Raw genomic sequence first — 25,380 nt, 5'->3', positions numbered from 1 at the left:
CTGGAGCCAATCCGCAGACACACGCCTCCCACACCGTCCGAAGACAGTTTGAATGACTGTGTTTACGGGGCTCCTGGAAAAGAAGACAGGTGATGCAAAGCCTCACCCGCCCGACCGGCACTCAGGCGACGGTCGGGCAGGTGATTCAACTCACTTCTGTTTTTCCAGCTGGTGATATTTGCCGTCTTTGTCCCACTGATACATCACGTAGTCAGAGACTTTGAGGTCGCCTTTGCTGTCCCAGGCCTTTTCCCCCATGACGGTTTTCACCGGGTTGGCCTTGAGCCACTTGGCAGCGTCTTCGCCTTTGTTGGATTTGGCGCCATTGAAAGCATCTGCCAGGGCCTGGATCGATGCGTAGGCATACAGGGTGTAGCCTTCAGGCTCGGTGCCGCTTTTGCGGAATTGCTCTACCACGGCCTTGCTGTCAGGCAACAGGCGCGGGTCGGCGCCGAAGGTCATGAACACGCCATCAACGTATTGTGGACCACCGGCGGTGGTGACCAACTCATCGGTAACCACGCCATCGTCAGACATGAACTTCACGTCTTTAAGACCGTTCTCACGCATCTGACGCACAAGCGGGCCAGCTTCCGGGTGCAGACCGCCGAAGTACACGACGTCCGCGTCTGCGGCACGGATCTTGGTCACCACGGCGCTGAAGTCTTTTTCACCCCGGGTCAGGCCTTCATACAACACGGGGGTTACACCGCGTTTTTCAAGCTGGGCCTTGGTCGCGTCGGCCAGGCCTTGGCCGTAGGTGTCCTTGTCATGCAGGACCACCACTTTTTTACCCTTAAGCACATCGACGATGTAGTCGGCCGCTACGATGCCTTGCTGGTCATCCCGGCCGCACATGCGGAACATGGCGCTCAGGCCGCGTTCGGTCACCTGCGGGTTGGTGGAACCCGGCGTGATTGCGATGACACCCGCCTCGTCGTACACCTCGGACGCCGGAATCGTGGACGAAGAACAGAAGTGCCCCACCACTGCCGCTACTTTGTCCTGATCGACCAGACGGTTGGCCACGGCAACCGCTTGCTTTGGCTCGCATGCATCGTCGCCTTTGATCAGCACGATTTTTTCGCCGTTGACGCCACCCGATGCGTTGATTGCATCCGCCGCCGCTTGCGCCCCTTTCATGTATTGCTCACCAAATGCCGCGTTGGCGCCGGTCATGGGACCGGCTACCCCGATTTTTACATCTGCCAGAACAAACGAAGACATGCCCATCGCAGCCGAAACGGCGAGGGCCAGAAAACCTTTCTTGTAGAACGTCTGCGACATGAGGTGGTGCTCCTGAGGTTTTTTTAGTTGGCACTTCGACTTCACATAAAGCGCTGAGCAAGGCGCGTGCCATTGGTTTTTTATTCTTGAAAAAGCCGTGGTCTTATTGTTCTGTCGACTGTTTCGAGCCCATTTTTATTGGGCGTGCAACCGTCTAAACCGAGGAAGGTGTAACTGTTTGTTTTCTACAGGCGCCACCTTCAGCCACACCGCTTGCAACCGGGTTGCCCTGCAACGTCCAACCGACCTGTAACCCGCGACGTCACCGAACTGCACACTCGCGGTGCGTGGCTGCTACAGGGCGCACCATTAAAGGCTAGCCGTTACACGCATAAACGGCAGGCTAAATCACGATCCGTAAACATTGCCCGGCGTGGTAGAGGGAAAATCCTGCTTCGTATAAACAACTGCGCAAACCCGCGCCGGAGAGCGGCTGCATGGGCGAAAAAGGGATGGGCAGCGCTTTGGCATCGCCGTGACACAAATAATCGGCAAACGCCTTGCCCACCACGCTGCCCGTGGTGACCCCGCGGCCGTTGTAACCGGTGACTGCTACAAGACCGGGCGCCGGCTCAAATAAACGCATCAAGTGGTCGGGGGTGAACGCGATGCATCCCGTCCAGGTGCATTCCCATTCCACGCCTTTCAAATACGGAAAGTAGTGCTGCTGGACGCGATCGGCCCACGCCTTGAGGAACCAGCCGGGTTTCTGATTGCCATTGCCGAGGCTGCCCAGCAATAAACGCCCGTCAGCATCCCGCCGAATACTGCTGAGTACTTGGCGTGTATCCCACGAGCCTTGTCCTCCGGGCAGGATGCGTTGCGCGGTTTCGTCTGTCAGAGGTTTGGAGGCAACCTGATAGTAATAGCCTGGGAAAAAGTTACGTCGCAGGTCAGTCCATTCGCCCTCTGTGTAGGCATTCGAGGCAAGTACCACTTGCTCGGCACTCACGGCGCCGCGGCCGGTTTGCACTGACCAGCGTCGTCCCTGGCGTTCCAGCCCGGTGACCGGGGAGTGGTCGAACAACCGCCCGCCCAGATCGCCAGCGGCTTTGGCCAGCCCCGAGGTGTAGGCCATAGGGTTGAGTGTCCCCGCACGGCGATCCAGCAAGGCCGCGGCAATTTTTGACGTGCCGGTGGCTGCTTCGCAGGCCGCACCGGTGAGCAACTCCACTGGAGCACCGCGCAGCCTCCATTGCTGTTCGCGGCTGCGCAGATCAGCCTCACCCTTGGCGTTGTGGGCCATGTGCAGTGTGCCTTCACGGCGCAACTGGCAATCAATGCGGTATTTGTCGATGAGGCTGAATACCAGCGCTGGCGCGGCCCCAAGCATGCTATTGAGCTGACTGCCGACAGCTTTGCCAAACCCGGCTTCGATTTCGTCAGGCGCAATCCACAGCCCCGCATTAACCAGCCCCACGTTGCGCCCCGATCCCCCCTGCCCCGTGCGATGTGCCTCCAGCACACACACGCTTTTGCCCTGTTCGAGCAAGTGAATGGCGGCTGACAATCCCGTGATACCTGCACCGATCACACAAACGTCAACGCTCAATTCGCCCTTGAAGGCAGGCGCTTGAGGACGTTGCGGTGTGAGGTTTTCCCACAGACATTCTTCGCGTAAAGGCATTGCCAAGCTCCAGACATGACACCTAACCAGAATCCTTGAGCCCTTGCCCTGAACAAGGCCGGGTGAGGGCTCAGACGCACTGCACGTCAGTCCACTCAGTCAAACGTAATACCCTGAGCCAGCGGCAGTTCCTGTGAATAGTTCACGGTATTGGTCTGGCGGCGCATGTAACCACGCCAGGCATCCGAACCCGATTCACGCCCGCCGCCGGTTTCTTTCTCGCCCCCGAAAGCCCCGCCAATCTCGGCGCCGCTGGGCCCAATGTTGACGTTGGCAATCCCGCAATCACTGCCTGTGGCTGACATAAACCGTTCCGCCTCGCGCACATCGGTGGTGAAGATGCACGACGACAAGCCTTGCGGGACAGCATTGTTGAGGCGCAGCGCTTCCTCAAAATCGGTATAGCCAACCACGTACAAGATGGGCGCAAAGGTCTCGCTGCACATCACCTCGCTCTGCTCAGGCATTTCAACAATTGCCGGGCTGACGTAGTACGCATTCGGGTATTGGCGTGTCAGCTGGCGTTCACCCCCAAAGACCTGCCCGCCTTCGCTCAACGCTTGCTCCAGCGCATCCTGCATGCTGTCAAAACTGTGTTTGTCGATCAGAGGGCCGACCAGGTTTCCTTCCAGCGGATGGCCGATGCGCACGTTGGCATACGCCGCTTTGAGGCGGGTGAGGATTTCTGCTTTCACCGACTCGTGCGCGATCAGGCGGCGCAAAGTGGTGCAACGTTGCCCGGCAGTGCCCACGGCACTGAACAAAATGGCGCGCACCGCCATGTCCAGGTCAGCGCTAGGGCCGAGGATCATGGCGTTGTTGCCGCCCAGTTCGAGGATGCTGCGGGCAAAGCGCGCAGCAATTTTCGGCGCCACTTCGCGCCCCATGCGGGTGCTGCCAGTGGCGCTGATCAAGGCCACGCGCGGGTCATCGACCAACGCCTCGCCCGCTTCACGACCGCCGATAATCACTTGGCTCAAGTAGGGAGGCGCGTCGCTGAAGGTGCTCAGCACCCGGTCGAACAATGCCTGACACGCCAGCGCCGTCAGCGGCGTTTTTTCGGAGGGCTTCCAGATCACTGCGTTGCCGCACACCAGCGCCAGCGTAGTGTTCCACGCCCAGACCGCGACCGGAAAATTGAACGCGCTGATGACACCGACTACGCCCAGCGGGTGCCAGGTTTCGCGCATGTGGTGGCCGGGGCGCTCGGAGGCAATGGTCAAGCCATACAGTTGACGCGAAAGGCCGACTGCGAAGTCGCAGATGTCGATCATTTCTTGCACTTCACCCAAACCTTCCTGGGTGATTTTGCCGGCTTCCCAGGACACTAACTCGCCGAGATCCGCTTTGTATTCACGCAACAGGTCACCGAATTGGCGCACCAGTTCACCCCGCCGCGGGGCCGGAACGTTGCGCCATGCATCAAATGCGTGCTCGGCACGGGTCACGTGCTGTTCGGTTTGAGCGGCACCTTCCCAATGCACAGCGCCCAGCTGGCTGCCATCAATCGGTGTGTAGACGGGCTGTTTCCCCTGTTGGTACAGCGCAGGGTTCACTCCTAAACGATCCAGCAATGCAGCAATCATGTGGGCACTCCTTCAACCTGAAAACGTTCGCCGCCGGCTGCGGCTCAGGTCTTTAGTTGTAGCTGGCACATCCCGCGCCAACAAACGACCTTTAAGCGAGATATCATTCCGAAAATTCATGCTGCGCTGGTAATGTCGGCGAACAACAAGACGCAGAGGCTGCCATGCTCAACAAACGCTACCTGCCCTCGATCACTGCCTTGCAGTGTTTTGAAGCGGTGACTCGTCACCTGAGCTTCACCCGCGCGGCTGAGGAGTTGAACCTGACTCAGAGCGCAGTCAGCAAACAGGTCGCTCAACTGGAAGAGTTGTTACAACACTTGCTGTTTCGACGGGTGCGCCGTCGCCTGCAACTGACGCCAGCCGGTGATTTGTACCTTGTAGAAGTCCGAAAAATCCTGACCCAAGTGGAAATGTCGACCCACACGCTACGTTCCTACGGCGGCGAAACGGAAGTCCTGCGCGTCTCGACACCATCCACCTTCGGCGCCCGCTGGCTCGTGCCACGTCTCAAAGGTTGGGGCCTGCGCCACCCACAGATTCATCTGGATTTGTGCAATGAACAGCCAGCCGATGAGCTGCTGCAAGGGCGCAGCGATCTGGCGTTCTACTTTGGTCAGGGTGCCCGTCCCGGGGCGGAATGCCTGAAGCTGTTTGGCGAATCGCTGGTGGCGGTATGCGCGCCATCGAGTCTGCCCGGCAAGCCCTTTACCGACCCGACGCACCTGACCGAGCTGGTCCTGCTGCAAAACGCTTCGCGACCGCAAGCGTGGCATGAGTGGTTTGAAAGCCAGGGCTACCACACTGACCACAGTTACCATGGCCCACGCTTTGACACGTTCTATATGTGCATCCGGGCAGCGCAGGTGGGGTGTGGCGTTGCACTGCTGCCGCGCTTTCTGGTCGAAGAGGAATTGGCGGACGGCAAACTGGTGATTGCCTGGCCCTACGCCATGCCCAGCCATGACGCGTACTATCTGGCGTATCCGGAGCATTCGGCCGGCGTGCCGAAAGTGAGAGCGTTTGTGAGCTGGATGATGGAGCAATTGGATGAGCAACAGGCTCTGTAGCCCTTGTTTAAGCAGAAACCGCTGGCAAAACCGCACGCGAATATGCGCCACTAGCGTCATTCATTGAAAGAGCTGAGCGCCGTGGCAATCAGGCACGGCCAGCATGGAGATTCGCGTTATGAGCGAGAGTGTGTTTGCCGATCGCATCGTGCAGAACTTGCTCGACACCGACTTCTACAAATTGACCATGATGCAGGCGGTGCTGCACAACTACCCCAATGTGGAAGTTGAATGGGAATTTCGGTGCCGTAATCACGAAGATTTACGTCCGTACCTGAGCGAAATCCGGCATCAGATCGAACGATTGGCCGACTTGAATATGAGTCAGGACCAGCTCGGCTTTCTGGAACGGATTACGTTTATGAAGCCTGACTTCATACGCTTCCTCGGGTTGTTTCGTTTCAACCTGCGCTATGTCCATACGGGGATCGAAAACGGCGAACTCTTCATTCGTCTGCGCGGCCCGTGGCTGCATGTGATTCTGTTCGAGGTACCTCTGCTGGCGATTGTCAGTGAAGTGCGCAACCGCTCGCGGTATGCCAACACAGTGCTGTCCCAGGCCCGCGAACAGCTCTATCGAAAGTTTGACTGGTTGCAGGCCAACGCCAGCGCCGATGAATTGGCTGGCTTGCAGGTAGCCGATTTCGGAACCCGGCGTCGGTTTTCGTACCGGGTGCAAGAGGAAGTGGTCAACGTACTCAAACATGACTTTCCCGGAAAGTTTGTGGGCACCAGTAACGTCAACCTGTCCCGCGAACTGGACATGAAGCCGCTGGGCACCATGGCCCACGAATGGATCATGGCGCATCAACAGCTCGGCCCGCGCCTGATCGACAGCCAGAGCGCTGCGCTGGACTGCTGGGTGCGCGAATACCGTGGACTGCTGGGGATTGCACTCACGGACTGCATCACTACCGATGCCTTCCTTAAAGATTTCGATCTTTACTTCGCCAAGCTGTTTGACGGTTTGCGTCACGACTCGGGCGACCCCGTGGTGTGGGCTGAAAAATGCATCGCGCATTACCATCAGTTGGGCATTGATCCGATGAGCAAAACGCTGGTGTTCTCCGACAGCCTGACCCTGCCCCGCTCACTGGAGATCTTTCGCGCGTTACGGGGCCGGATCAATGTCAGTTTCGGTATCGGAACCAACCTGACCTGCGACATCCCTGGGGTTGAGCCCATGAGCATCGTGCTTAAAATGACCGGCTGCAACGGCTCACCTGTGGCGAAAATTTCAGATGAGCCGGGCAAGACTCACTGCTCTGATCCTAACTTCGCCGCCTATTTGCGCCACGTTTTCCAAGTTCCTGAACATTCTCCCAAGGAGTGAATCATGCAGGCCGTACAGCTCCAGATCGCCAAAGACCTCAAGGTCCAGCCGCCGTTTAAAGACGACGCGGCCCTTGAGGCGGAAGTCGCACGCCGCATTACCTTTATCCAGTGCTGCCTGCACAATGCCCGGCTCAAAACCCTGGTACTGGGCATCAGTGGTGGTGTCGATTCATTAACCGCCGGCCTGATGGCGCAACGCGCGATCAAGCAACTGCGCGAGCAGACCGGCGATGAGAATTACCGTTTTATCGCCGTGCGCTTGCCTTACGGTGTCCAGCACGACGAAATCGACGCGACCGCTGCGGTGGACTTCATCAACCCGGACGAACGCCAGACCGTGAACATCGGCCCTGCAGTCAAGGCGCTGGCCGCCGAAGTTGCCTCGTTCGAAGGCAAACCGCCAGCCACGGTAGACTTTGTGCTGGGCAATACCAAGGCGCGGATGCGCATGGTGGCGCAATACACCATCGCTGGCGCAACGGGCGGGCTGGTCATCGGCACCGACCACGCAGCAGAAGCGGTGATGGGCTTCTTCACCAAGTTCGGAGATGGCTCGTGTGACCTGGCACCGCTCAGCGGGCTGGTTAAAAATCAGGTCCGGGCCATTGCCCGCTATTTCGGTGCCCCCGAGTCGCTGGTCGAAAAAGTCCCGACTGCGGACCTCGAAGACCTGGAGCCGGGCAAGCCCGACGAAGCGTCCCACGGCGTAACCTATGCCGAGATTGATGCCTTCCTGCACGGCGAACCGGTGAGTGAGCAAGCGTTCAACATCATCTGCAACACGTATGAAAAAACCCATCACAAGCGCGAAATGCCGTTTGCGCCGTAAGACCGAAGCCACTCTTGCCTCACTCCAGCCCTCTTCACTCAGGAGAGGGCTGACTGTCCAGCCAGAAAAAACGGAATGACCCCCGCATTTTTTTTCGCTTGTGACTGTTTGCCTCAAGGGCTTTGATAGACGCTCGTTTCGTCCCCAGAGCCCTGTCCGCCATGTCTGAATTCGATGGTCTGTTTTCGCTGGTCGAGTCCGTAATCGGCCAACCCGCCGCTCGCTGGTTGCGCGAGCATGTCGAGGTCCCCCAAGGCCTGCTGGATTTCAGCTGGCACCCGCAAGCGCTCCATCGGGCATGGCTCGCTGAGGCGCTAAATCTGTGCCTGCTGCACAAACTGGTCGACGCCGTGCCGGATGGCCGACGCTATGTGCACGAGCAAGCGCAGCACGGTCGCAAAGTTGTTTTTGATCATGGTGCCATTCGCACGGTGGACTGGCCGCTGAATGGCGAGTTGCCTCGCGGTCGTCTGGCGTTCTCGCGGTTGCTGGAGCCGCTCGGCTTTACCGACACGCGCACTTATCCCCTGACCAAATTGAACATGACGGGCTGGGGCTACCGACACATGGACTTGCCTGAAGGCATTGCGCAATTTTTTGTATCGGAATTGCACCCCGGTCGTTTCAGCGTGGCGTTTCAACAGGCCGTCACCCGCGTGGTCCGAAGTAGCCGCGACCCTCTCCTGGCTGAGCACCTGAGCATCCTCAACCGCCTGCAACTCACCCACCATTGCAGCCTGAGCGATGCGCAACGCGTTTTGCCGGGGTTGTACCAGGCATTTGATCGCCAGCATGGCGCCGTGCAAGAAGCCGATTATCAGTGCCTGTTGAAGGAAAGCGCCGAAATGGCGTGGATCGCCACCGAAGGCAATAGCTTCAACCACCTGACCGACCGTGTCAGCGATCTGCACGCCACCGTGGCGCAACAACGCGACCTGCAACGACCGATGAAAGACGCCATTGAGGTGTCGGCATCAGGACGGGTGATGCAAACCGCGTACCGCGCCTGCAGCGTAACCCGCGGTCTGCTTGATGCGCACGGGATGTACCGGGAGCATCAAGTGCCGGGGTCTTTCGTTGAATTCATTCAACGTGAGATCAACCCACAGACGCAACGACTGGACCTGGACTTCGACAGCAGCAACGCCCAGGGAATTTTCAAGATGACCGCATCTACAGCCTGATCCAAAACGTAAACAGCCCTGACGGCGTGAGCGCGTCAGGGCTGTTTTTAAGCGTTGCGCGGCCTTATTTAAGTACCACAGCGCCTTTCATCATCGAGTTGTGGCCCGGGAAGGTGCAGAAGAACTCATATTCCTCACCCGCTTTGAGCTTGGAAACGTCAAACGTTACCGAATCTTTCTCGCCCGCACCGATGATCTTGGTGTGAGCAATGACGCGCGTGTCGCCGTCTTTCAGGTAGTTCTTGTCCAGACCTGCAGCGATACCATCAGTCGCAATGCCCTGCATGTCGGCTTTTGTGCTCAGCACCCAGTTATGACCCATGACGTTCTTCGGCAGGTTGCCGGAGTGAGTCAGTTCTACCGTGAACGTTTTGCAGGACTTGTCGATGGGGATTTCTTTGGTGTTGTACGACATCTGATCGGTCGAATCGACAGTCACTTTGCATTCAGCAGCCAGCAATTGGCCGCTGGCCAGGGTCAAAAGGGATACCGCAACAACTTTGGCAAACATGATGTATCTCCAAGGCAGGGTATAAAAAATCCACAATTTGTATACAGGTTGCCCGAAAATCGTCTCAATTCCAATGACCTGAGTCATGGCAAAACGTTTTAATCCGGTGTAATAGCCTGCTAGACGAACGGACGGCTTATAACCTTAGGTCATTTTTTTGAGGTTTGGAGAATAAGTCGGCGGGGTATACCCCAGTTTTCACCACTGCCAGCGCCATATTTCAGACGAGAAAAACAGCCTTGCAAAAACCCGGCTAACGGCTAGGCACTAATACAGGGCAGAATACCCACCGCTCACCTCATCTTCGAGCGCAAGAGGATCGCCCATGGCCAAACCAAACTATAACTTCGCAAAGCGTCAAAGAGACCTGGCTAAAGAGCAGAAGAAAGAAGAGAAGCTGCAACGCAAGAAGGCTGCCGCTGAAGGTGGCGCCACAGACGTGGAGCAGGACGTCGACACTGAAGGTGACGTTGACGCGCAAGAGACTGGCGCAACAGACGGTACAGACGATAAAGCACCGAACGCGTAACACCCTCGGCCCGGTTATCCACAACCCGGCCCACAGGATCTGTGATCAGGATCAGCAGCCCGGCTGTTGATCCTCGCAGTCACCCTGACCGCCTTGTAACGCCCTCAGACGCTCTTCATGATCCGTTCCTGGAGCAGGTATCACTCTGGCCGCAGGCCCGCGTGGCAAGCCTCTCAGCGCACACTCTGTAAACCCTGTCGCCACAGTCGGGCAGCACAAGGCTGTGCTGGCATTGAAGCCGCTTATTACGTTTTCAGGTAGAGAGTCGGCTCAGCAAGGGCGAACGCTGCGCGTCCGGTTGCAGACCTGCGCCTGGAAAGCGGCTACAGACGCCATGCTGTAGCCGCTGCCCGGACTGTTAGCGCGGCACGACGGGCTTGCGGGCAGGCTTTTTGCCTTTGCCGCCTTTGGCCGCTTCATGCCGCTCTTTGGCTGCCTGTTTGTTACGGGCAAAGGCCGCAGCCTTGGCTTGCTCACGCTTGTCCCACGGATTGCCACCGTCACTGGCACGTGGCGGCAAGCCAGTATGCTGGGTGAGGATTTTGGTGGTCGAATCCTTGGCCACTTTGTGGCTACCGGCAGGTGTCGAGTTTTTACGACGGGCACTTTGATAACTGTCAGTGGCCGGCTGGTGCAGCGGAATCAGTTGATCCTTGCCCGAGCCGATCAGGTCGGCGCGGCCCATGCGGGTCAAGGCTTCACGCAGCATCGGCCAGCCTTTAGGGTCGTGATAACGCAAGAACGCCTTGTGCAGACGGCGCTGCTCTTCGCTCTTGACGATGGTCACCGAGTCACTTTTGTACGTGACCTTACGCAGCGGGTTCTTGCCCGAGTGGTACATCGCCGTGGCCGTGGCCATAGGCGACGGGTAGAACGCCTGCACCTGATCCGCCCGGAAACCGTTGCCCTTGAGCCACAGCGCCAGGTTCATCATGTCTTCGTCTTTGGTGCCGGGGTGAGCAGCAATAAAGTACGGAATCAGGTACTGCTCTTTGCCCGCTTCCTTGGTGTACTTCTCGAACATGCGCTTGAACTTGTCATAGCTGCCAATGCCCGGCTTCATCATCTGGTTGAGCGGCCCTTCCTCGGTGTGTTCCGGGGCGATCTTCAGGTAACCGCCGACGTGGTGGGTCACCAGCTCTTTCACGTACTCCGGCGACTCGACCGCGAGGTCGTAACGCAGGCCGGAAGCGATCAGGATTTTCTTCACACCCGGCAAGGCCCGGGCACTGCGATACAGCTGAATCAGCGACGAGTGGTCGGTGTTCAGGTTCGGGCAAATGCCGGGGAACACGCACGACGGCTTGCGGCACGCGGATTCGATTTCCGGGCTTTTGCACGCGATGCGGTACATGTTCGCGGTCGGACCGCCAAGGTCGGAAATGACCCCGGTAAAGCCAGGCACCTTGTCACGAATCTCTTCGATTTCCCGGATGATCGACTCTTCGGAACGGTTCTGGATGATTCGACCTTCGTGCTCAGTGATTGAGCAGAAGGTACAGCCGCCAAAGCAGCCGCGCATGATGTTCACCGAGAAGCGGATCATGTCGTAGGCAGGAATTTTCTCCTTGCCATACGCAGGGTGCGGAACACGTGCGTAAGGCATGCCGAACACGTAGTCCATCTCTTCAGTGGTCATCGGAATCGGAGGCGGGTTGAACCAGACGTCCACTTCGCCATGCTTCTGTACCAGTGCACGGGCATTGCCCGGGTTGGTTTCGAGGTGAAGCACGCGGTTGGCGTGTGCATAAAGCACCGCATCGGCACGAACTTTTTCGACAGACGGGAGACGGATCACCGTTTTGTCACGGGTCATGCGCGGGCTAGCCAGGATCTGCACAACCTTGGCTTCGCTCGGGTCTTCAACCGGGCCTTTTTCCTGCTCGATAGCGCAGGCCTGGGTGTCCTGCGTATTCACGTACGGGTTGATGATCTTGTCGATCTTGCCCGGACGGTCGATGCGCGTGGAGTCGACTTCGTACCAGTCTTTAGGCGTGTCACGGCGAATGAACGCGGTGCCGCGTACATCGGTGATGTCTTCGATCTTGTGACCGTATGACAGACGTTGGGCCACTTCGACAATCGCGCGTTCGGCGTTGCCGTACAGCAGGATGTCGGCACAGGCGTCGATCAGGATCGAGTTGCGCACGCGGTCTTGCCAGTAGTCGTAATGCGCAATGCGGCGCAGGGAAGCCTCAATACCGCCCAGAACAATAGGCACATGCTTGTAGGCTTCTTTACAGCGCTGGCTGTACACCAAACTCGCGCGATCCGGACGTTTACCCGCCATGCCACCGGGGGTGTAGGCGTCATCGGAACGGATTTTCTTGTCGGCGGTGTAGCGGTTGATCATCGAATCCATGTTGCCAGCGGCCACGCCGAAGAACAGGTTCGGCTCGCCAAGCTTCATGAAGTCGTCTTTGGACTGCCAGTTCGGCTGGGCAATGATGCCCACACGGAACCCCTGGGACTCCAGCAAACGACCGATGATCGCCATGCCGAACGACGGATGATCGACATATGCATCACCGGTAACGATGATGATGTCGCATGAATCCCAGCCAAGCTGATCCATCTCCTCCCTGCTCATTGGCAGGAATGGCGCTGGCCCGAAACATTCGGCCCAGTACTTCGGATAGTCAAAAATTGGCTTCGCTGCTTGCATGTCGATGACCGGTGTTGAGTGCAAAAAAAGGGCGCGACATTTACGGAGAAATTCGCGGGCGCGGAATATAGCACAAAAAATAACCAATTCCGACGGCAATGGTCGGAATTGATAAGAAGCTTAAGGCACCTGACGGCCATGAATCTGCGCAGGACTCAGCAGACCAGCCCGTCAGGAGGTGACGAACGTTTACTCGTCGTCGAAGTTGTAACTGCCCGGCGCCAGGTTTTCAAAGCGTGTGTATTTCCCGATGAACGCCAGGCGGGCCGTACCGATCGGGCCGTTACGCTGCTTGCCGATGATGATTTCAGCAACGCCCTTGTGTTCGGTTTCAGGGTGATAGACCTCGTCCCGGTACACGAACATGATGACGTCGGCGTCCTGCTCGATGGCTCCGGATTCACGCAAGTCGGAGTTGATCGGGCGTTTGTTGGGCCGTTGCTCAAGCGATCGGTTGAGCTGTGACAGTGCGACCACTGGGCAGTTGAATTCCTTGGCCAACGCTTTCAAGGATCGCGAGATCTCGGAAATTTCGTTGGTTCGGTTATCGCCGCCCGAGCCTGGAATCTGCATCAATTGCAGGTAGTCGATCATGATCAGGCCAATGTCACCGTGCTCACGCACCAGACGCCGGGTCCGCGCACGCATCTCTGACGGGCTGATACCCGCCGTGTCATCGATGAACAGTTTGCGGTCGTTGAGCAGGTTGACTGCCGAGGTGAGGCGCGGCCAGTCATCGTCTTCAAGACGGCCCGCACGCACCTTGCTCTGATCGATACGCCCAAGGGACGACAGCATACGCATGATCAGCGATTCGCCTGGCATCTCGAGGGAGTACACCAGTACGGCTTTTTCACTGCGCAACACGGCGTTTTCTACCAGGTTCATCGCGAACGTGGTTTTACCCATCGAGGGACGACCAGCGACGATGATCAAGTCGGCAGGTTGCAAGCCGCTGGTCATGTTATCGAGGTCGGTGTACCCCGTGGAGAGCCCGGTAATGGCGTTGTCGGTGTTGAACAAGGTATCGATGCGATCGATGGCCTTGGTCAGCAAGTCATTGACGCTTACCGGGCCGCCGGTTTTTGGCCGGGCCTCGGCAATCGCAAAGATCTGGCGCTCGGCCTCATCGAGGATCTCCTCGGCGGTTCGGCCTTCGGGGTTGAATGCACTGTCTGCGATTTCAGTGCTGATGCCGATCAGTTGGCGCAGCGTCGCACGCTGCCGAACGATCTGGGCATACGCCTTGATGTTCGCCACCGACGGGGTGTTTTTCGCCAGTTCGCCGAGGTAGCCCAGCCCCCCAACTTGCGAGGTCTGACCTTCCTTGTCCAACTGCTCGGCAAGGGTCACGACATCAATCGGGGAATTCTGGTCCGCCAGCTTGGCAATCGCCCGGAAGATCAGGCGGTGGTCATGCCGATAGAAATCGCCGTCCGAGACCTGATCCAGCACGCGCTCCCAGGCGTTGTTGTCCAGCATCAAACCACCGAGCACGGCCTGTTCGGCCTCGATGGAATGCGGTGGCACCTTCAGGGATGCGGTTTGCAGGTCATATTGCTCAGGAGCTGAGATATCGTTCATGGCCACGTGTAATTTTGGGGTGAAAATCAGGGTCTGCAGAAAGACAAAGGGCACGACCTGTAAACAGGATCGTGCCCGATGTTAACCGTCCGACACACAAGGTGCCAGTCAGTCAGACTGCTTAAGCAGCTACCACAACAACGCGTACGGTTGCTTCAACTTCGGCGTGCAGGTGCACAGCCACGTCGAATTCGCCAACGTTACGGATAGTGCCGTTCGGCAGACGAACTTCGCTTTTTGCAACTTCAACGCCAGAGGCGGTCAGTGCATCAGCGATGTCGTGAGTACCGATCGAACCGAACAGCTTGCCTTCGTCACCAGCGGTGGCAGTGATAGTCACTTCCAGCTCAGCCAGTTGGGCAGCGCGAGTTTCAGCCGAAGCTTTCTTGTCAGCTGCTGCTTTTTCCAGCTCAGCGCGACGCTCTTCAAACGCAGCCAGGTTGGCAGCGGTTGCAGCGGTAGCTTTGCCGTATGGCAGCAGGTAGTTACGACCGTAACCGGCCTTAACATTTACTTTGTCGCCCAGGTTGCCCAGGTTTGCGACTTTTTCCAGAAGGATCAGTTGCATGTGAAAATCCTCTTAACTTTTAACCTTCACCGTTCGCAGAGTCTTTATCGACGTCTTTCGGCGCCAAACGTCCGCGAAAATCAATCAGGCTGTCGACAATGGCCAAAACCACGAGCAACGGATAGATCAGCTGCATGAACAGCAACAGCGTGACGTACAACCCCACCAGCCAAAATTTGGCCAGTCGCTTTTGCGCCACCAGCCCATGAATCAGGGCCAGCCCGGCGAAGAACAACGCTACGCTGCACAACGGCGTGAGCATGGCCATTTGTGGTCCGAAGTTCGGACCGACCAGCATGCACGCCAGCAACAATAGCGCTGGACCCAGCGGTAGGCGGATGCTGCGAAATTCGCTGGCAAAACCGCCCGGGTTGTACAACCACGCTTGCCAATAACGCCCAAGCATCAGACTCAGCACGCTGACGACCTGCATCAAAGCTGCAATCAAACCGGTCAGGACGGGTGCAATCAGTGCCCCAAGGCGCGCTCGCTCTACGTCAGATAACTTGTCGTAGAGACCATTGAGGACCTGCGGCAAGAGTTTTTCCAACTCCTGCGCCATCGCACCAATGGGTTCGCGGAAAACCGTGCCCAGGATTACGCCATACACACCACCCAACGCCACGCTGACCAGCAGCACGCGATGCCAGGGCTGCCCGGCGCGCAAAAACAACGCCAGACCCAGAGTTCCCAACAACACCATTAAGGTGCGGGGCTCTCCGATAAACCACCAGACCAAGGCCGGCAGTAACGCCCATGAGAGGATGCTTAACGCATCTCTCGGACCGCGCCGCAGGAGCACAAGGCTACCTGCAGCAGCACTCAACCAGAACAAGAACGGCAATGCCGCACATCCGGCCACGACTAACGTGGCCTGCACACGGCCTCGCATGATGAACTCAGCTAAGGCGCGCATGCTTCAATCCTTTACTGCTTGTCGACTGCCCGGTCTCAGCGGCCGTGGCTGTCGGTGTAGGCCAGCAGGGCCAGGAAGCGGGCGCGCTTGATAGCGGTGGCCAGCTGACGCTGATAACGAGCTTTAGTACCGGTGATACGGCTTGGAACAATTTTGCCGGTCTCGGATACGTAAGCTTTCAGAGTGTTGAGATCCTTGTAATCGATCTCTTTCACTTCTTCTGCTGTGAAGCGGCAGAATTTACGACGACGGAAGAAACGTGCCATGTAATTGGCTCCTCAAAAGGTCCGTGGATTACTCGTCAGCGTTATCGCTGGCGTCGCTGTTATCGCTGTCATCGCCATCGGCGCTGTCAGAATGCTCAGGACGGTCACGACGCTCACGGCGCTCACTGCGGTTCTCTTCAGCCTTGAGCATCTCGGACTGGCCAGTTACGGCTTCGTCGCGACGGATGACCAGGTTACGGATCACAGCATCGTTGTAACGGAAGTTGTCTTCCAGCTCAGCCAGGGCTTTGCCAGTGCACTCAACGTTCAGCATCACGTAGTGAGCCTTGTGAACATTGTTGATTGCGTAGGCCAGTTGACGACGGCCCCAATCTTCCAGACGGTGGATTTTGCCGCCGTCTTCTTCGATCAGCTTGGTGTAACGCTCTACCATGCCGCCGACTTGTTCGCTTTGATCCGGGTGGACCAAAAAGATGATTTCGTAATGACGCATGAATGCTCCTTACGGGTTGTAGCCTGCCGCTAACTGAAAAGCGGTCAGACAAGGAGTGAATGACACTTGTGTGTCTTGCCTAGAGAGGCACATATGCGCCCGCCATGACGGCAAGGGGCGCAATTGTAGAGAAGGCACAAGAGAGGCGCAAGGCAATTGGTGATTATTTGAACAATCAACCTATGCCTGTTTTTTTGTAGCCGCTGCTGTTGACTGCACACCGAGCCTCGCGCTCGATCGCAGCCGCAGGCAGCGGCCCCAAAGCTGGTTTATTTCTTTTTCGCGGGCGACTTGGCTTTGACGCTGCGCTGACGCAGGGCTTCGAACAGGCAAACACCCGTAGCCACGGAGACGTTCAAGCTGCTGACGCTACCCGCCATCGGCAAGCGCACCAAGTAGTCGCAGTGCTCGCGCGTCAGGCGGCGCATGCCTTTACCTTCAGCGCCCATGATCAGAATGGTCGGGCCTGTCAGGTCTTGCTCGTACAGCTCTTGCTCGGCTTCGCCGGCAGTGCCGACGATCCAGAGACCGCGCTGTTGAAGCTTTTTCAGGGTTGCCGCGAGATTGGTCACCGCCACCAACGGGATAACTTCCGCCGCACCACAAGCCACTTTTCGCACCGTCGGCGTCAACGTTGCGGACTTGTCTTTAGGCACGATCACAGCCAAAGCACCCGCCGCATCGGCAGTACGCAAGCAAGCACCCAAGTTATGCGGATCCGTTACGCCGTCCAGCACCAGAATCAGCGGAGCCCCTTCAGTGCGATCCAGCAGTTCGTTGAGCATGGCCTCGCCCCACACCTGGCTCGGGCTAACATCTGCCACAACGCCCTGGTGCACGCCTTCGACCCACACGTCCATTTCACGACGCTCAGCATTGCCGACCGGCACACGATTTTCATCGGCCAGCGTGATCAGCGTCTGCACGCGTGGATCGCTACGACCCTCGGCCAACCACACTTGCTTGACGCGCTTTGGGTGATGACGAAGCAACGCTTCTACGGCGTGAATGCCGTAGATTTTTTCCAACTGACTCATGACTTGGCCTTAGGTTTGCGCGACCCGCCGCTTTTAGCAGCTGGCGCGGCGCCCGATTTTGGCGGGCCTTTACGGTGTTTGCTTGGCTTGGAAGGCTTGCCCGCGTCTTTAGCGGGTGCTGCCCTCCCCGACTTTCCCGGCGCCGATGTCCGACCGCCGTTTTTCGATTCGTTCAGCAGTGCCTGCTTCAATTCACGACTTTTGCGCAGCTCGGCATTTTTGGCTGCCGCATCACTGGGGCGATAGGCATCGTCCGTATTCTTGCTGGTCTTTGCAGGAGCGCGACGCGGCGCCTTGGCAGGCTCGACGGCTTTTTCAGTTTCGTACCCGCTTGGCTTGCCCGCAGGCTTGGTCGATTTAGCAGCCGGCTTTTCGGTCCCGCGATTTTTACGACCGATCGGCGCAGTCAGCGTTTTCTCAGCCATTTCGAAGTCGATTTTGCGCTCGTCGAGATCGACGCGCATCACCCGCACTTCAACAGTATCGCCCAGACGGAAGCTGCGACCGGTGCGCTCACCCGCCAGGCGGTGGTGCACAGGGTCGAAGTGGTAATAGTCACCCGGCAAGGCCGTGACATGCACCAGGCCTTCCACATAGATGTCAGTCAATTCCACGAACAGGCCGAAACCGGTCACGGCAGTAACAACACCCGGGAACGATTCGCCTACGCGGTCTTTCATGAATTCGCACTTGAGCCAGTTCGTCACGTCACGCGTGGCTTCGTCTGCACGGCGCTCGCTCATGGAGCATTGCTCGCCGAGTTGCTCAAGAGCGGCTTCGTCGTACGGGTAAATACGCGCTTTCGGAATGGTCATCGCGCCAGCACGACGAACGTGCGGAGTGTCCATTTTGGAATGGATCACACTGCGAATCGCACGGTGCGTGAGCAAGTCCGGGTAGCGACGGATCGGTGAGGTGAAGTGGGTATAGGCTTCGTAATTCAGGCCGAAGTGACCCTGGTTATCAGCGCTGTACACCGCCTGACTCAGCGAACGCAGCATAACGGTCTGGATCAGGTGGAAATCCGGACGGTCCTTGATGCTGGCCAGCAATGCCTGATAGTCCTTGGGCGTAGGGCCGTCCTTGCCTTTATGCAAGGTCAGGCCCAGTTCGCCCAGGAAGGCGCGCAGCTTTTCCAGACGCTCTGGCGGCGGGCCATCATGCACACGGTACAACGCAGGAATTTCATGCTTCTTGAGGAACTCAGCCGTGGCCACGTTGGCCGCCAGCATGCACTCTTCAATCAGCTTATGGGCGTCATTACGTGTAGTTGGGCGAATTTCAGCGATTTTGCGGTCAGCCCCGAAAATAATGCGGGTTTCCTGAGTTTCAAAATCAATCGCGCCCCGAGTGTGACGGGCCGCCAGCAAGACCTTATACAGTGAATAAAGCTGCTTGAGGTGTGGCACCACATCGGCGTATTCACTGCGCAGTTGCTTTGCTTCGCTGGTTTTAGCGTGCTCAAGCATGGTGCTGACCTTGTTGTAGGTCAGACGCGCCTGGGAGTGGATCACCGCCTCATAAAACTGATAGTCAGTCATTTCGCCGGTTTTCGAGATGGTCATCTCGCACACCATCGCCAAACGGTCGACTTTCGGGTTCAGGGAGCACAGGCCGTTGGACAGTTCCTCGGGCAGCATCGGAATCACGCGCTCCGGGAAGTACACCGAGTTGCCACGCACTTGCGCTTCGGTATCCAGCGCCGAACCGATTTTCACGTAACTGGAAACGTCGGCGATGGCCACGTACAGCTTCCAGCCACCCGAGAACAGGCGCAACTTGCCAGGCTTGGCTTCACAGAACACAGCGTCATCGAAGTCACGCGCATCTTCGCCGTCAATGGTGACGAACGGCAGATGACGCAGATCGATGCGCTTCTCTTTGTCTTTCTCTTCTACTTCAGGCTTGAGGCGGCGCGCTTCTTTAACAACGCCCTCAGGCCACACATGCGGAATGTCGTACGTGCGCAGGGCAATGTCGATTTCCATGCCAGGCGCCATGTAGTTACCCACGACCTCGAGCACATCACCCTGCGGCTGGAAACGCGGAGTCGGCCAGTGAGTGATCTTCACTTCAACGAACTGACCGATTTTGGCACCGGCATTGCGCCCCGGTGTCACCAACACTTCTTGCTGGATTTTCGGGTTATCGGCTACGACAAAACCGATGCCGCCTTCTTCGAAGTAACGGCCGACGATGGTTTCGTGAGCGCGGGAGACGACTTCAACAATCACGCCTTCACGACGTCCACGGCGATCAAGCCCCGAAACACGGGCCAGCGCACGGTCACCATCAAACACCAGACGCATTTGCGCCGGGCTCATGAACAAGTCGTCGCTGCCGTCATCCGGGATCAGAAAGCCGAAGCCATCGCGATGACCACTGATACGACCAAGAATCAGGTCAAGCTTATCCACCGGGGCGTAGGTGCCGCGGCGGGTATAAATAAGTTGCGCATCGCGCTCCATCGCTCGCAGGCGACGGCGCAGGGCTTCGATCTGGTCTTCCGTGGTAAGACCAAACTCTTCTACCAACTGCTCGCGAGCAGCCGGCGAACCGCGCTCGGCCAGATGCTGAAGAATCAGCTCGCGGCTAGGAATAGGGTTTTCGTATTTTTCCGCTTCACGTGCGGCCTCGGGATCGAGGGTCTGCCAATCGGCCATTAGATAGTTTTCACCTTGTCTATATGCGGGTTAGTTTGGCATACGCGTATTGAAACGGGAAATTTCGGACTCACTCAGAGCCTTATTAGTCCTTTCTGACGCGCTTTACGCTTGCCGTGTAACCATTCGCGAAAAATTTTCGATATTTTTATCCACAACGCTTTACAGGTCAAAGGGGCATCCGTATAGTGCGCGCCATCGACAACGGCAACGTTGAAGATGCTGCCCAGATGGTGAAATTGGTAGACACGCCAGCTTCAGGTGCTGGTGACCGCAAGGTCGTGGAAGTTCGAGTCTTCTTCTGGGCACCAATTTAGAGATGGAGATTAGTACAATCTTCAGCCTCACACAAAAACCCGCGAAAGCGGGTTTTTGCGTTCTAAGCCACTGATTTAATAAAACTAAAACAGGGGTTTACAGATTTAAAAGTGCTCCGTATAGTGCGCCACATCAACAGCGGCAACGTTGCTGATACTGCCCAGATGGTGAAATTGGTAGACACGCCAGCTTCAGGTGCTGGTGACCGCAAGGTCGTGGAAGTTCGAGTCTTCTTCTGGGCACCAATTCAGGTTTACAGATTTACTCTGTGTAACCCCACAAAAAGCCCGCGAAAGCGGGCTTTTTAGTTTCTGCCATTCCGTTCCCCTCCCCGTTAAAAACCTTCTATTACTCCCCTTAACGCTGTATTTGATAATCCATCTCAATCGCACTAATATCCGGCCATCTTCAGATCGCTCATGCGTACTCCTGGAAACCCGTGCCCGACACCAACGAAAGGCTTCAACTGTACCTCGCGCATCGACATGCTCTGGTGGACTATGCCGCCCCCATCGTGGGCTGCCGCGCCAAGGCAGAAGATGTTGTACAAGACGCCTGGTTGCGATTCAGCCAAGGGGCGGACAACCTCAGCCCCTTGACCCAACCCGTTGGCTACCTCTACCGAATCGTGCGCAACCTGGCGTTTGACCTCAATCGCCGCATCAGCCTTGAGAACCGCCACACCACCCGCGATGACACACCCGACGAGCACATTTCCAGCACCCCATCGCCCGAGCAGCAGGCCCTGCATCTGGACGAGCTGCGCAAATTGCAACATGCTCTGGCCCGGCTTCCGGAACGTACCCGCCAAGCGTTTATCCTGCATCGCTTGCAAGGCCTGACGTTCCAGCAAATCGGCACACAACTGGGGATTTCTGTCAGCCTGGCCCATCAATTGGTACGCGACGCCCTGACCTACTGCGCGGAACAAATGAGCGATGACTGACTTTTTCGATACGCCGCCACCTGCCGCACCCACCCACATGTTTGAATCGGGTGGCGTGCGCCGTGACGTCTGAAACCCCGAACCCGGTCTGGGAGACTGCGCTCGACTGGCTGCTGCTGATTCAGCAGCACCCTGACGACCCCCGCCTGAACAAACAGCTGAGCGAATGGCGTGCCAGTGCACCCGAGCATGAAGCGGCCTACCGTAAAGCCTTGAAAGTCTGGCGCATGAGCGGCGAGGCGCTGAGCCTGCCCGTGGAACCTTCAGCCTCGCCCATGGTGTCGGCCGCGCCTGCCCCAAGACGCTTTAGCCGCCGTAACCGCTCGCTGATCGGCGCAGCCGTCGCAGCCTGCGCGATGTTCATGCTGCTGCCGGACTGGCAAGCCGTGCGTGCCGATTTTCATAGCCCGACGGCCGAACACCGCGACATCACCCTGAGCGACGGCAGCCACGTATTGCTCGACAGCAATAGCGTGGTGGACGTGCAAATCGACCCGCAGCGAAGGGTGGTCACGTTGTTGCGCGGCCAGGCATTTTTCTCGGTAAAGCCCGATGCTGCGCGCGCGTTCTACGTCAATGCTGGCGCTGTGCGCGTGCGGGTAACCGGGACTGAATTTGCCGTGAACCTGAACGATAGCAATGTAGACGTCAGCGTTGAAAGCGGCACGGTGGCCGTCAACACTTCGCAATCATCTGACGGGCCCGACCACGTACTGCACCACGGTGATCAACTTCGCTTCAACGCGTCGGAGCAAAGCACCCGCCTCACTCAACTGCCCGCCGAACACATCGCACCCTGGCGACGCTGGCAACTGGTGGCGATCAACCAAACGGTGGATGACGTAATCGCACAATTGCGGCGCTATCAGCCGGGTCTGATTGTGCTGACAGACAACACACTCGGCCAGCGTCGCATTACAGCCGCCCTCAACCTGCGCGACCCCAAGCGCGCCCTGCAAGCAGCCATCGCGCCGCTTGGCGGACATGTGCAGGACAGCATGCCGTATACGTTGATCGTTTCGACAAAACCCTAGCGGTCACCCCCGCGCGAGGCGATGACAAGCAATACCGGGGCGGGCCTGCGCTCGCCTTTTCGGCTCCCACGATTATTTTCATTTATTTATGGAAATCCTGATTCGTCGGGCGTCTTTACCTACGAACGTCACTGATAAAGATTCGCATTAGTGACTATGACGTTTCATTTCGTAGGTCATCTCATGCCTTGTCCGCGTTTGCGTTGTTGCGTCAGCCTGCCTCGCTACAGGTCGTTTTCCTTTGCTGCGTGCCTGCTTCTACCCTCACTGAGCTGCGCCGCTCTTCCTGAAGCGCAGGCTCAGATTAGTCAGCAGCAGTTGCGCTTTCAGATTCCGGCCCAGTCGTTGGCTACCGCGCTGATTGCGTTTTCACAACAGTCCGGCTGGCAAGTCAGCGCGGAAAGCGCGCTACTGGCAGCCCATGGCAGCGCCGCCGTAAGTGGCAACATGACCCCCGAGAAAGCCCTCGCCCGCCTGATGAGTGGCAGCGGGCTGCAATGGGAAGTCACGTCCGCCGACAGCGTGTCCATCCTGCCGCCCACCGAAAGTGATGTGCTGTTAATTAAAAGCACGCCCATTACCGCTATGGATTCGGTGTACCAAGGTGAGCAAGTCATCGACCGGCAAATGATCGAGAGCCTGCCTTCGGGCAATGGCGACATCACCAGCCTGTTGCGCACCAACCCCAACGTGCAATTCGACAACAATCAGCTCAACAGTAAGTCCCCCGGTGAAATCGCCCCGGCCAACATCAGCATCAACGGTGCCCAGCCCTGGCAGAACCTGTTCATAGTCGACGGCATGAACATGAACAACGACCTGGACCCCGGCAACACCAACGATGACATGGACGAGATACCTGGCCGCAGCCAAGGCCTGGCCCTCGACACTGACCTGCTCAATGACATCAAGGTCTACGACAGCAACGTGCCCGTCGAATATGGTGGCTTCAACGGCGGTGTGGTGCAGGCAGACACACGTGACCCGAGCATGGACCTGCACGGCAAGCTGTCGGTACAAATGACGCGCTCGGAATGGACCCGGTATCACCTGAACGAAGACGACCCCGATCTGGAGAATTACGAGGCGGGGTTCGGCAATAGCTCACAGCCAGAATTTAAAAAAATCATCACCCGCGCCACCCTCGAAGGTCACTTGACCGAGAACTTCGGCTTGCTCGGTAGCTTTTCGCGCAAGGACTCCACGATCCCGACCCGCGTGTTTTCAGTCTCCAACCAGACGGAAACGGCCAATGCCGCCGAGGTTCAGACCCGACGCATCGACAACTACTTCCTCAAGGCCGCTTGGCAGGTCAACGACGACTGGAAGTTGGACGTGAGCATCACCCACGCACCAGAAACTGCTGAAACGTTTGGGCCCAACGCTATTTATTCCGGTCGCATCATGAAAGCCGGCGGTGACAGTATCAGCACTCGCGCGGTCTGGAATGCCCCGCTGGCACGGGTTGAGCAAAATCTCAGCTGGAGCCAGATGAACACCTCCCGCACCTCGGACAGCGATTACATGGTGTTCTGGCGCACCTCTACAACCAAAGACTGGACCAATGCGCTCACGGCCACGGAAGGCGGGTTCGGCGATATCGATGAAGCGCAGAAAACCCTGGCCTACAAGCTCAAGGCAGACTGGAACAGCGTCAACTGGCTGGGCGTCGATCATGCCGTGCAAACCGGTCTGGAGCTGGCGCAAAACTCGGTGATGTACGAACGCGCCACGCCCTACACCAGTTATTCAGTGGCCAAGGCCACGTCCTGCCCGGCCAATGACCCGCTGTGCTCGATGGGCACGACCGTCAATGGTTGGGAAGGGCAATATGCCAACAAAAAAACCGTGACCCAAGGTAAGACGTCCTTCGACACGCGCTCCTGGGCGCTCTATATCCAGGACGAAATGCGCTACAAACGCCTGACCGTGAGACCCGGCTTGCGCATGGACGGCGATGACTACATGAAACAAGTCACACTTGCGCCGCGATTCGCCGTGGAGCTGGATGTATTCGGCAACGGGCAGACCCGACTCACCGCGGGCGCCAATCGTTACTACGGACGCAACCTGTACGCCTACAAACTGCGCGACGGGGTGGGCGCCATGAACACCGAATACACGCGACCCACACCTTCGGCCGATTGGCAAATGACCAAACGCGCGCCCAACGACAGCAAGTTCAACCAATTGAAGGTGCCCTACGACGACGAACTCACCTTGGGCCTGAGCCACGTGCAGTGGGACACCGAATTCGCCGTCAAATACGTCAACCGTAAGGGGCGCGAGCAAGTCAGCCGCGCCTGGGGCTCGCAGATCGGTGCGCCCACCGACGACCCCACCACCCTGGCGGCCAATTACTACACCTATTACAACGGCGGCCAAAGCGAAGCTGACATCTACACCCTGATCATCACCCCGCTGCACCCCCTCGTGGTGGGCAGCACCCGCACCACAGGGCAATTCGCCATGGACTGGAGCAATGTGCAAAACACTGGCCTGTCCAACTACAGCGCTAACATCGGCGCCCTTTATGTGGAAGACCCTACGATCCAGTACGACGGCAAGTTCATGAACTATTCGGACATGCCCGCGAGCAATTACAACCGCCCCTGGACGGCACGCCTGACCACCGTCACCGAGGTGGAACCGTTGCACCTGACGTGGAGCAACTTCCTGCGCTATCGCGACGGCTACCGGCGCATCGCGGCCACGGGTAAAACCACGGCGTTTCAGGGGGATGCCGTGCGCGTCTGGGAAGAGACAGCGTTTTCCGGGGCCTTGACCTGGGATACCCGCCTGGCCTGGAAAATGCCAACAGCCAGGGACCAGTCGGTGTTCGTCAACCTGGATGTCACCAACCTGCTGGACAAACAAATCGTCAGCACCACCGACACCACGGGGCTGACAACCTTTGAAGTGGGTCGCCAATTTATGGTCGAAGTGGGTTACACATTTTGAACAGTCTCCT

The 25,380-nt window shown here is 57.7% G+C and carries 20 protein-coding genes and 2 tRNA genes; 10 read left to right on the top strand and 12 right to left on the bottom strand.

The window, feature by feature from the left end:
• Positions 1–150: 150 nt before the first annotated feature.
• From HBN61_RS00485 to amaB, 3 genes are all read right to left on the bottom strand, one after another.
• Positions 151–1,287, bottom strand: a complete 1,137-nt coding sequence (locus tag HBN61_RS00485; protein WP_094991979.1) for an ABC transporter substrate-binding protein — start codon at positions 1,285–1,287, stop codon at positions 151–153.
• 343 nt (positions 1,288–1,630) lie between these two features.
• Positions 1,631–2,914 carry an L-pipecolate oxidase gene (gene amaA, locus HBN61_RS00480; protein ID WP_169963745.1) on the bottom strand — a complete coding sequence of 428 codons (1,284 nt, stop codon included), beginning with the start codon at positions 2,912–2,914 and terminating at the stop codon, positions 1,631–1,633.
• A gap of 95 nt (positions 2,915–3,009) precedes the next feature.
• The gene (amaB, locus tag HBN61_RS00475; RefSeq protein ID WP_170045957.1) at positions 3,010–4,500 is read right to left on the bottom strand and encodes an L-piperidine-6-carboxylate dehydrogenase; all 1,491 of its coding nucleotides are present in this window, start codon (positions 4,498–4,500) and stop codon (positions 3,010–3,012) included.
• 164 nt (positions 4,501–4,664) lie between these two features.
• On the opposite strand from amaB, the gene HBN61_RS00470 reads away from it, so the two are divergent.
• From HBN61_RS00470 to HBN61_RS00455, 4 genes are all read left to right on the top strand, one after another.
• Positions 4,665–5,570, top strand: a complete 906-nt coding sequence (locus HBN61_RS00470; RefSeq protein WP_170045956.1) for a LysR family transcriptional regulator — start codon at positions 4,665–4,667, stop codon at positions 5,568–5,570.
• A 118-nt stretch (positions 5,571–5,688) separates the two neighbouring features.
• Positions 5,689–6,903 (top strand): nicotinate phosphoribosyltransferase, encoded by a 1,215-nt coding sequence (gene pncB, locus HBN61_RS00465; protein WP_170046004.1) that lies wholly within the window; start codon positions 5,689–5,691, stop codon positions 6,901–6,903.
• Positions 6,904–6,906: 3 nt separating this feature from the next.
• Positions 6,907–7,734 carry an NAD(+) synthase gene (gene nadE, locus HBN61_RS00460; protein ID WP_170045955.1) on the top strand — a complete coding sequence of 276 codons (828 nt, stop codon included), beginning with the start codon at positions 6,907–6,909 and terminating at the stop codon, positions 7,732–7,734.
• A gap of 161 nt (positions 7,735–7,895) precedes the next feature.
• Entirely contained in the window at positions 7,896–8,918 is a 1,023-nt protein-coding gene (locus tag HBN61_RS00455; RefSeq protein ID WP_169963741.1) for a DUF1338 domain-containing protein, read from the top strand.
• 64 nt (positions 8,919–8,982) lie between these two features.
• On the opposite strand, the gene azu is transcribed toward HBN61_RS00455, so the two are convergent.
• Positions 8,983–9,429, bottom strand: coding sequence for an azurin (gene azu, locus HBN61_RS00450; protein ID WP_170045954.1), 447 nt, complete (start codon positions 9,427–9,429; stop codon positions 8,983–8,985).
• A 325-nt stretch (positions 9,430–9,754) separates the two neighbouring features.
• On the opposite strand from azu, the gene HBN61_RS00445 reads away from it, so the two are divergent.
• Complete coding sequence (locus HBN61_RS00445) at positions 9,755–9,958, top strand: hypothetical protein (protein ID WP_169963739.1); 204 nt, start codon at positions 9,755–9,757, stop codon at positions 9,956–9,958.
• 358 nt (positions 9,959–10,316) lie between these two features.
• On the opposite strand, the gene HBN61_RS00440 is transcribed toward HBN61_RS00445, so the two are convergent.
• The 8 genes from HBN61_RS00440 to rnr all read right to left on the bottom strand — a co-directional run bounded on the left by HBN61_RS00440 (position 10,317) and on the right by rnr (position 20,111).
• Positions 10,317–12,623, bottom strand: a complete 2,307-nt coding sequence (locus HBN61_RS00440) for a YgiQ family radical SAM protein (RefSeq protein ID WP_047279951.1) — start codon at positions 12,621–12,623, stop codon at positions 10,317–10,319.
• Positions 12,624–12,812: 189 nt separating this feature from the next.
• Positions 12,813–14,207, bottom strand: coding sequence for a replicative DNA helicase (gene dnaB / locus HBN61_RS00435; RefSeq protein WP_047273273.1), 1,395 nt, complete (start codon positions 14,205–14,207; stop codon positions 12,813–12,815).
• A 121-nt stretch (positions 14,208–14,328) separates the two neighbouring features.
• Positions 14,329–14,775, bottom strand: a complete 447-nt coding sequence (rplI, locus tag HBN61_RS00430) for a 50S ribosomal protein L9 (protein ID WP_010563337.1) — start codon at positions 14,773–14,775, stop codon at positions 14,329–14,331.
• Positions 14,776–14,794: 19 nt separating this feature from the next.
• Positions 14,795–15,691 carry a YybS family protein gene (locus tag HBN61_RS00425; RefSeq protein ID WP_170045953.1) on the bottom strand — a complete coding sequence of 299 codons (897 nt, stop codon included), beginning with the start codon at positions 15,689–15,691 and terminating at the stop codon, positions 14,795–14,797.
• A gap of 35 nt (positions 15,692–15,726) precedes the next feature.
• Positions 15,727–15,957 (bottom strand): 30S ribosomal protein S18, encoded by a 231-nt coding sequence (gene rpsR / locus HBN61_RS00420; RefSeq protein WP_003171373.1) that lies wholly within the window; start codon positions 15,955–15,957, stop codon positions 15,727–15,729.
• A 28-nt stretch (positions 15,958–15,985) separates the two neighbouring features.
• Positions 15,986–16,411 (bottom strand): 30S ribosomal protein S6, encoded by a 426-nt coding sequence (gene rpsF / locus HBN61_RS00415; RefSeq protein WP_003439045.1) that lies wholly within the window; start codon positions 16,409–16,411, stop codon positions 15,986–15,988.
• Positions 16,412–16,680: 269 nt separating this feature from the next.
• Positions 16,681–17,448, bottom strand: a complete 768-nt coding sequence (rlmB, locus tag HBN61_RS00410; protein ID WP_047273136.1) for a 23S rRNA (guanosine(2251)-2'-O)-methyltransferase RlmB — start codon at positions 17,446–17,448, stop codon at positions 16,681–16,683.
• Complete coding sequence (gene rnr / locus HBN61_RS00405) at positions 17,445–20,111, bottom strand: ribonuclease R (RefSeq protein ID WP_170045952.1); 2,667 nt, start codon at positions 20,109–20,111, stop codon at positions 17,445–17,447. Before rnr ends, rlmB begins: the two co-directional genes overlap by 4 nt.
• A 224-nt stretch (positions 20,112–20,335) precedes the next feature.
• On the opposite strand from rnr, the gene HBN61_RS00400 reads away from it, so the two are divergent.
• The 5 genes from HBN61_RS00400 (at position 20,336) to HBN61_RS00380 (ending at position 25,370) form a co-directional block, all read left to right on the top strand.
• Positions 20,336–20,422 (top strand) — tRNA-Leu (locus HBN61_RS00400).
• 165 nt (positions 20,423–20,587) lie between these two features.
• Positions 20,588–20,674: transfer RNA gene (locus tag HBN61_RS00395), tRNA-Leu, on the top strand.
• A 194-nt stretch (positions 20,675–20,868) separates the two neighbouring features.
• Positions 20,869–21,375: a sigma-70 family RNA polymerase sigma factor gene (locus HBN61_RS00390; protein ID WP_094991966.1), complete on the top strand. Its 507-nt coding sequence runs from the start codon at positions 20,869–20,871 to the stop codon at positions 21,373–21,375.
• 62 nt (positions 21,376–21,437) lie between these two features.
• Positions 21,438–22,409, top strand: a complete 972-nt coding sequence (locus HBN61_RS00385; RefSeq protein ID WP_170045951.1) for a FecR domain-containing protein — start codon at positions 21,438–21,440, stop codon at positions 22,407–22,409.
• Positions 22,410–22,727: 318 nt separating this feature from the next.
• Entirely contained in the window at positions 22,728–25,370 is a 2,643-nt protein-coding gene (locus HBN61_RS00380; protein WP_262498655.1) for a TonB-dependent receptor, read from the top strand.
• Positions 25,371–25,380 lie beyond the last annotated feature (10 nt).

Origin of the sequence: Pseudomonas sp. WS 5071 (assembly GCF_012985765.1) — a bacterium.
Classification (GTDB): Bacteria; Pseudomonadota; Gammaproteobacteria; order Pseudomonadales; family Pseudomonadaceae; genus Aquipseudomonas; species Aquipseudomonas lundensis_A.
Note: the sequence above shows the minus strand (reverse complement) of the source record. Positions and strands in the feature narration are given on the sequence as shown.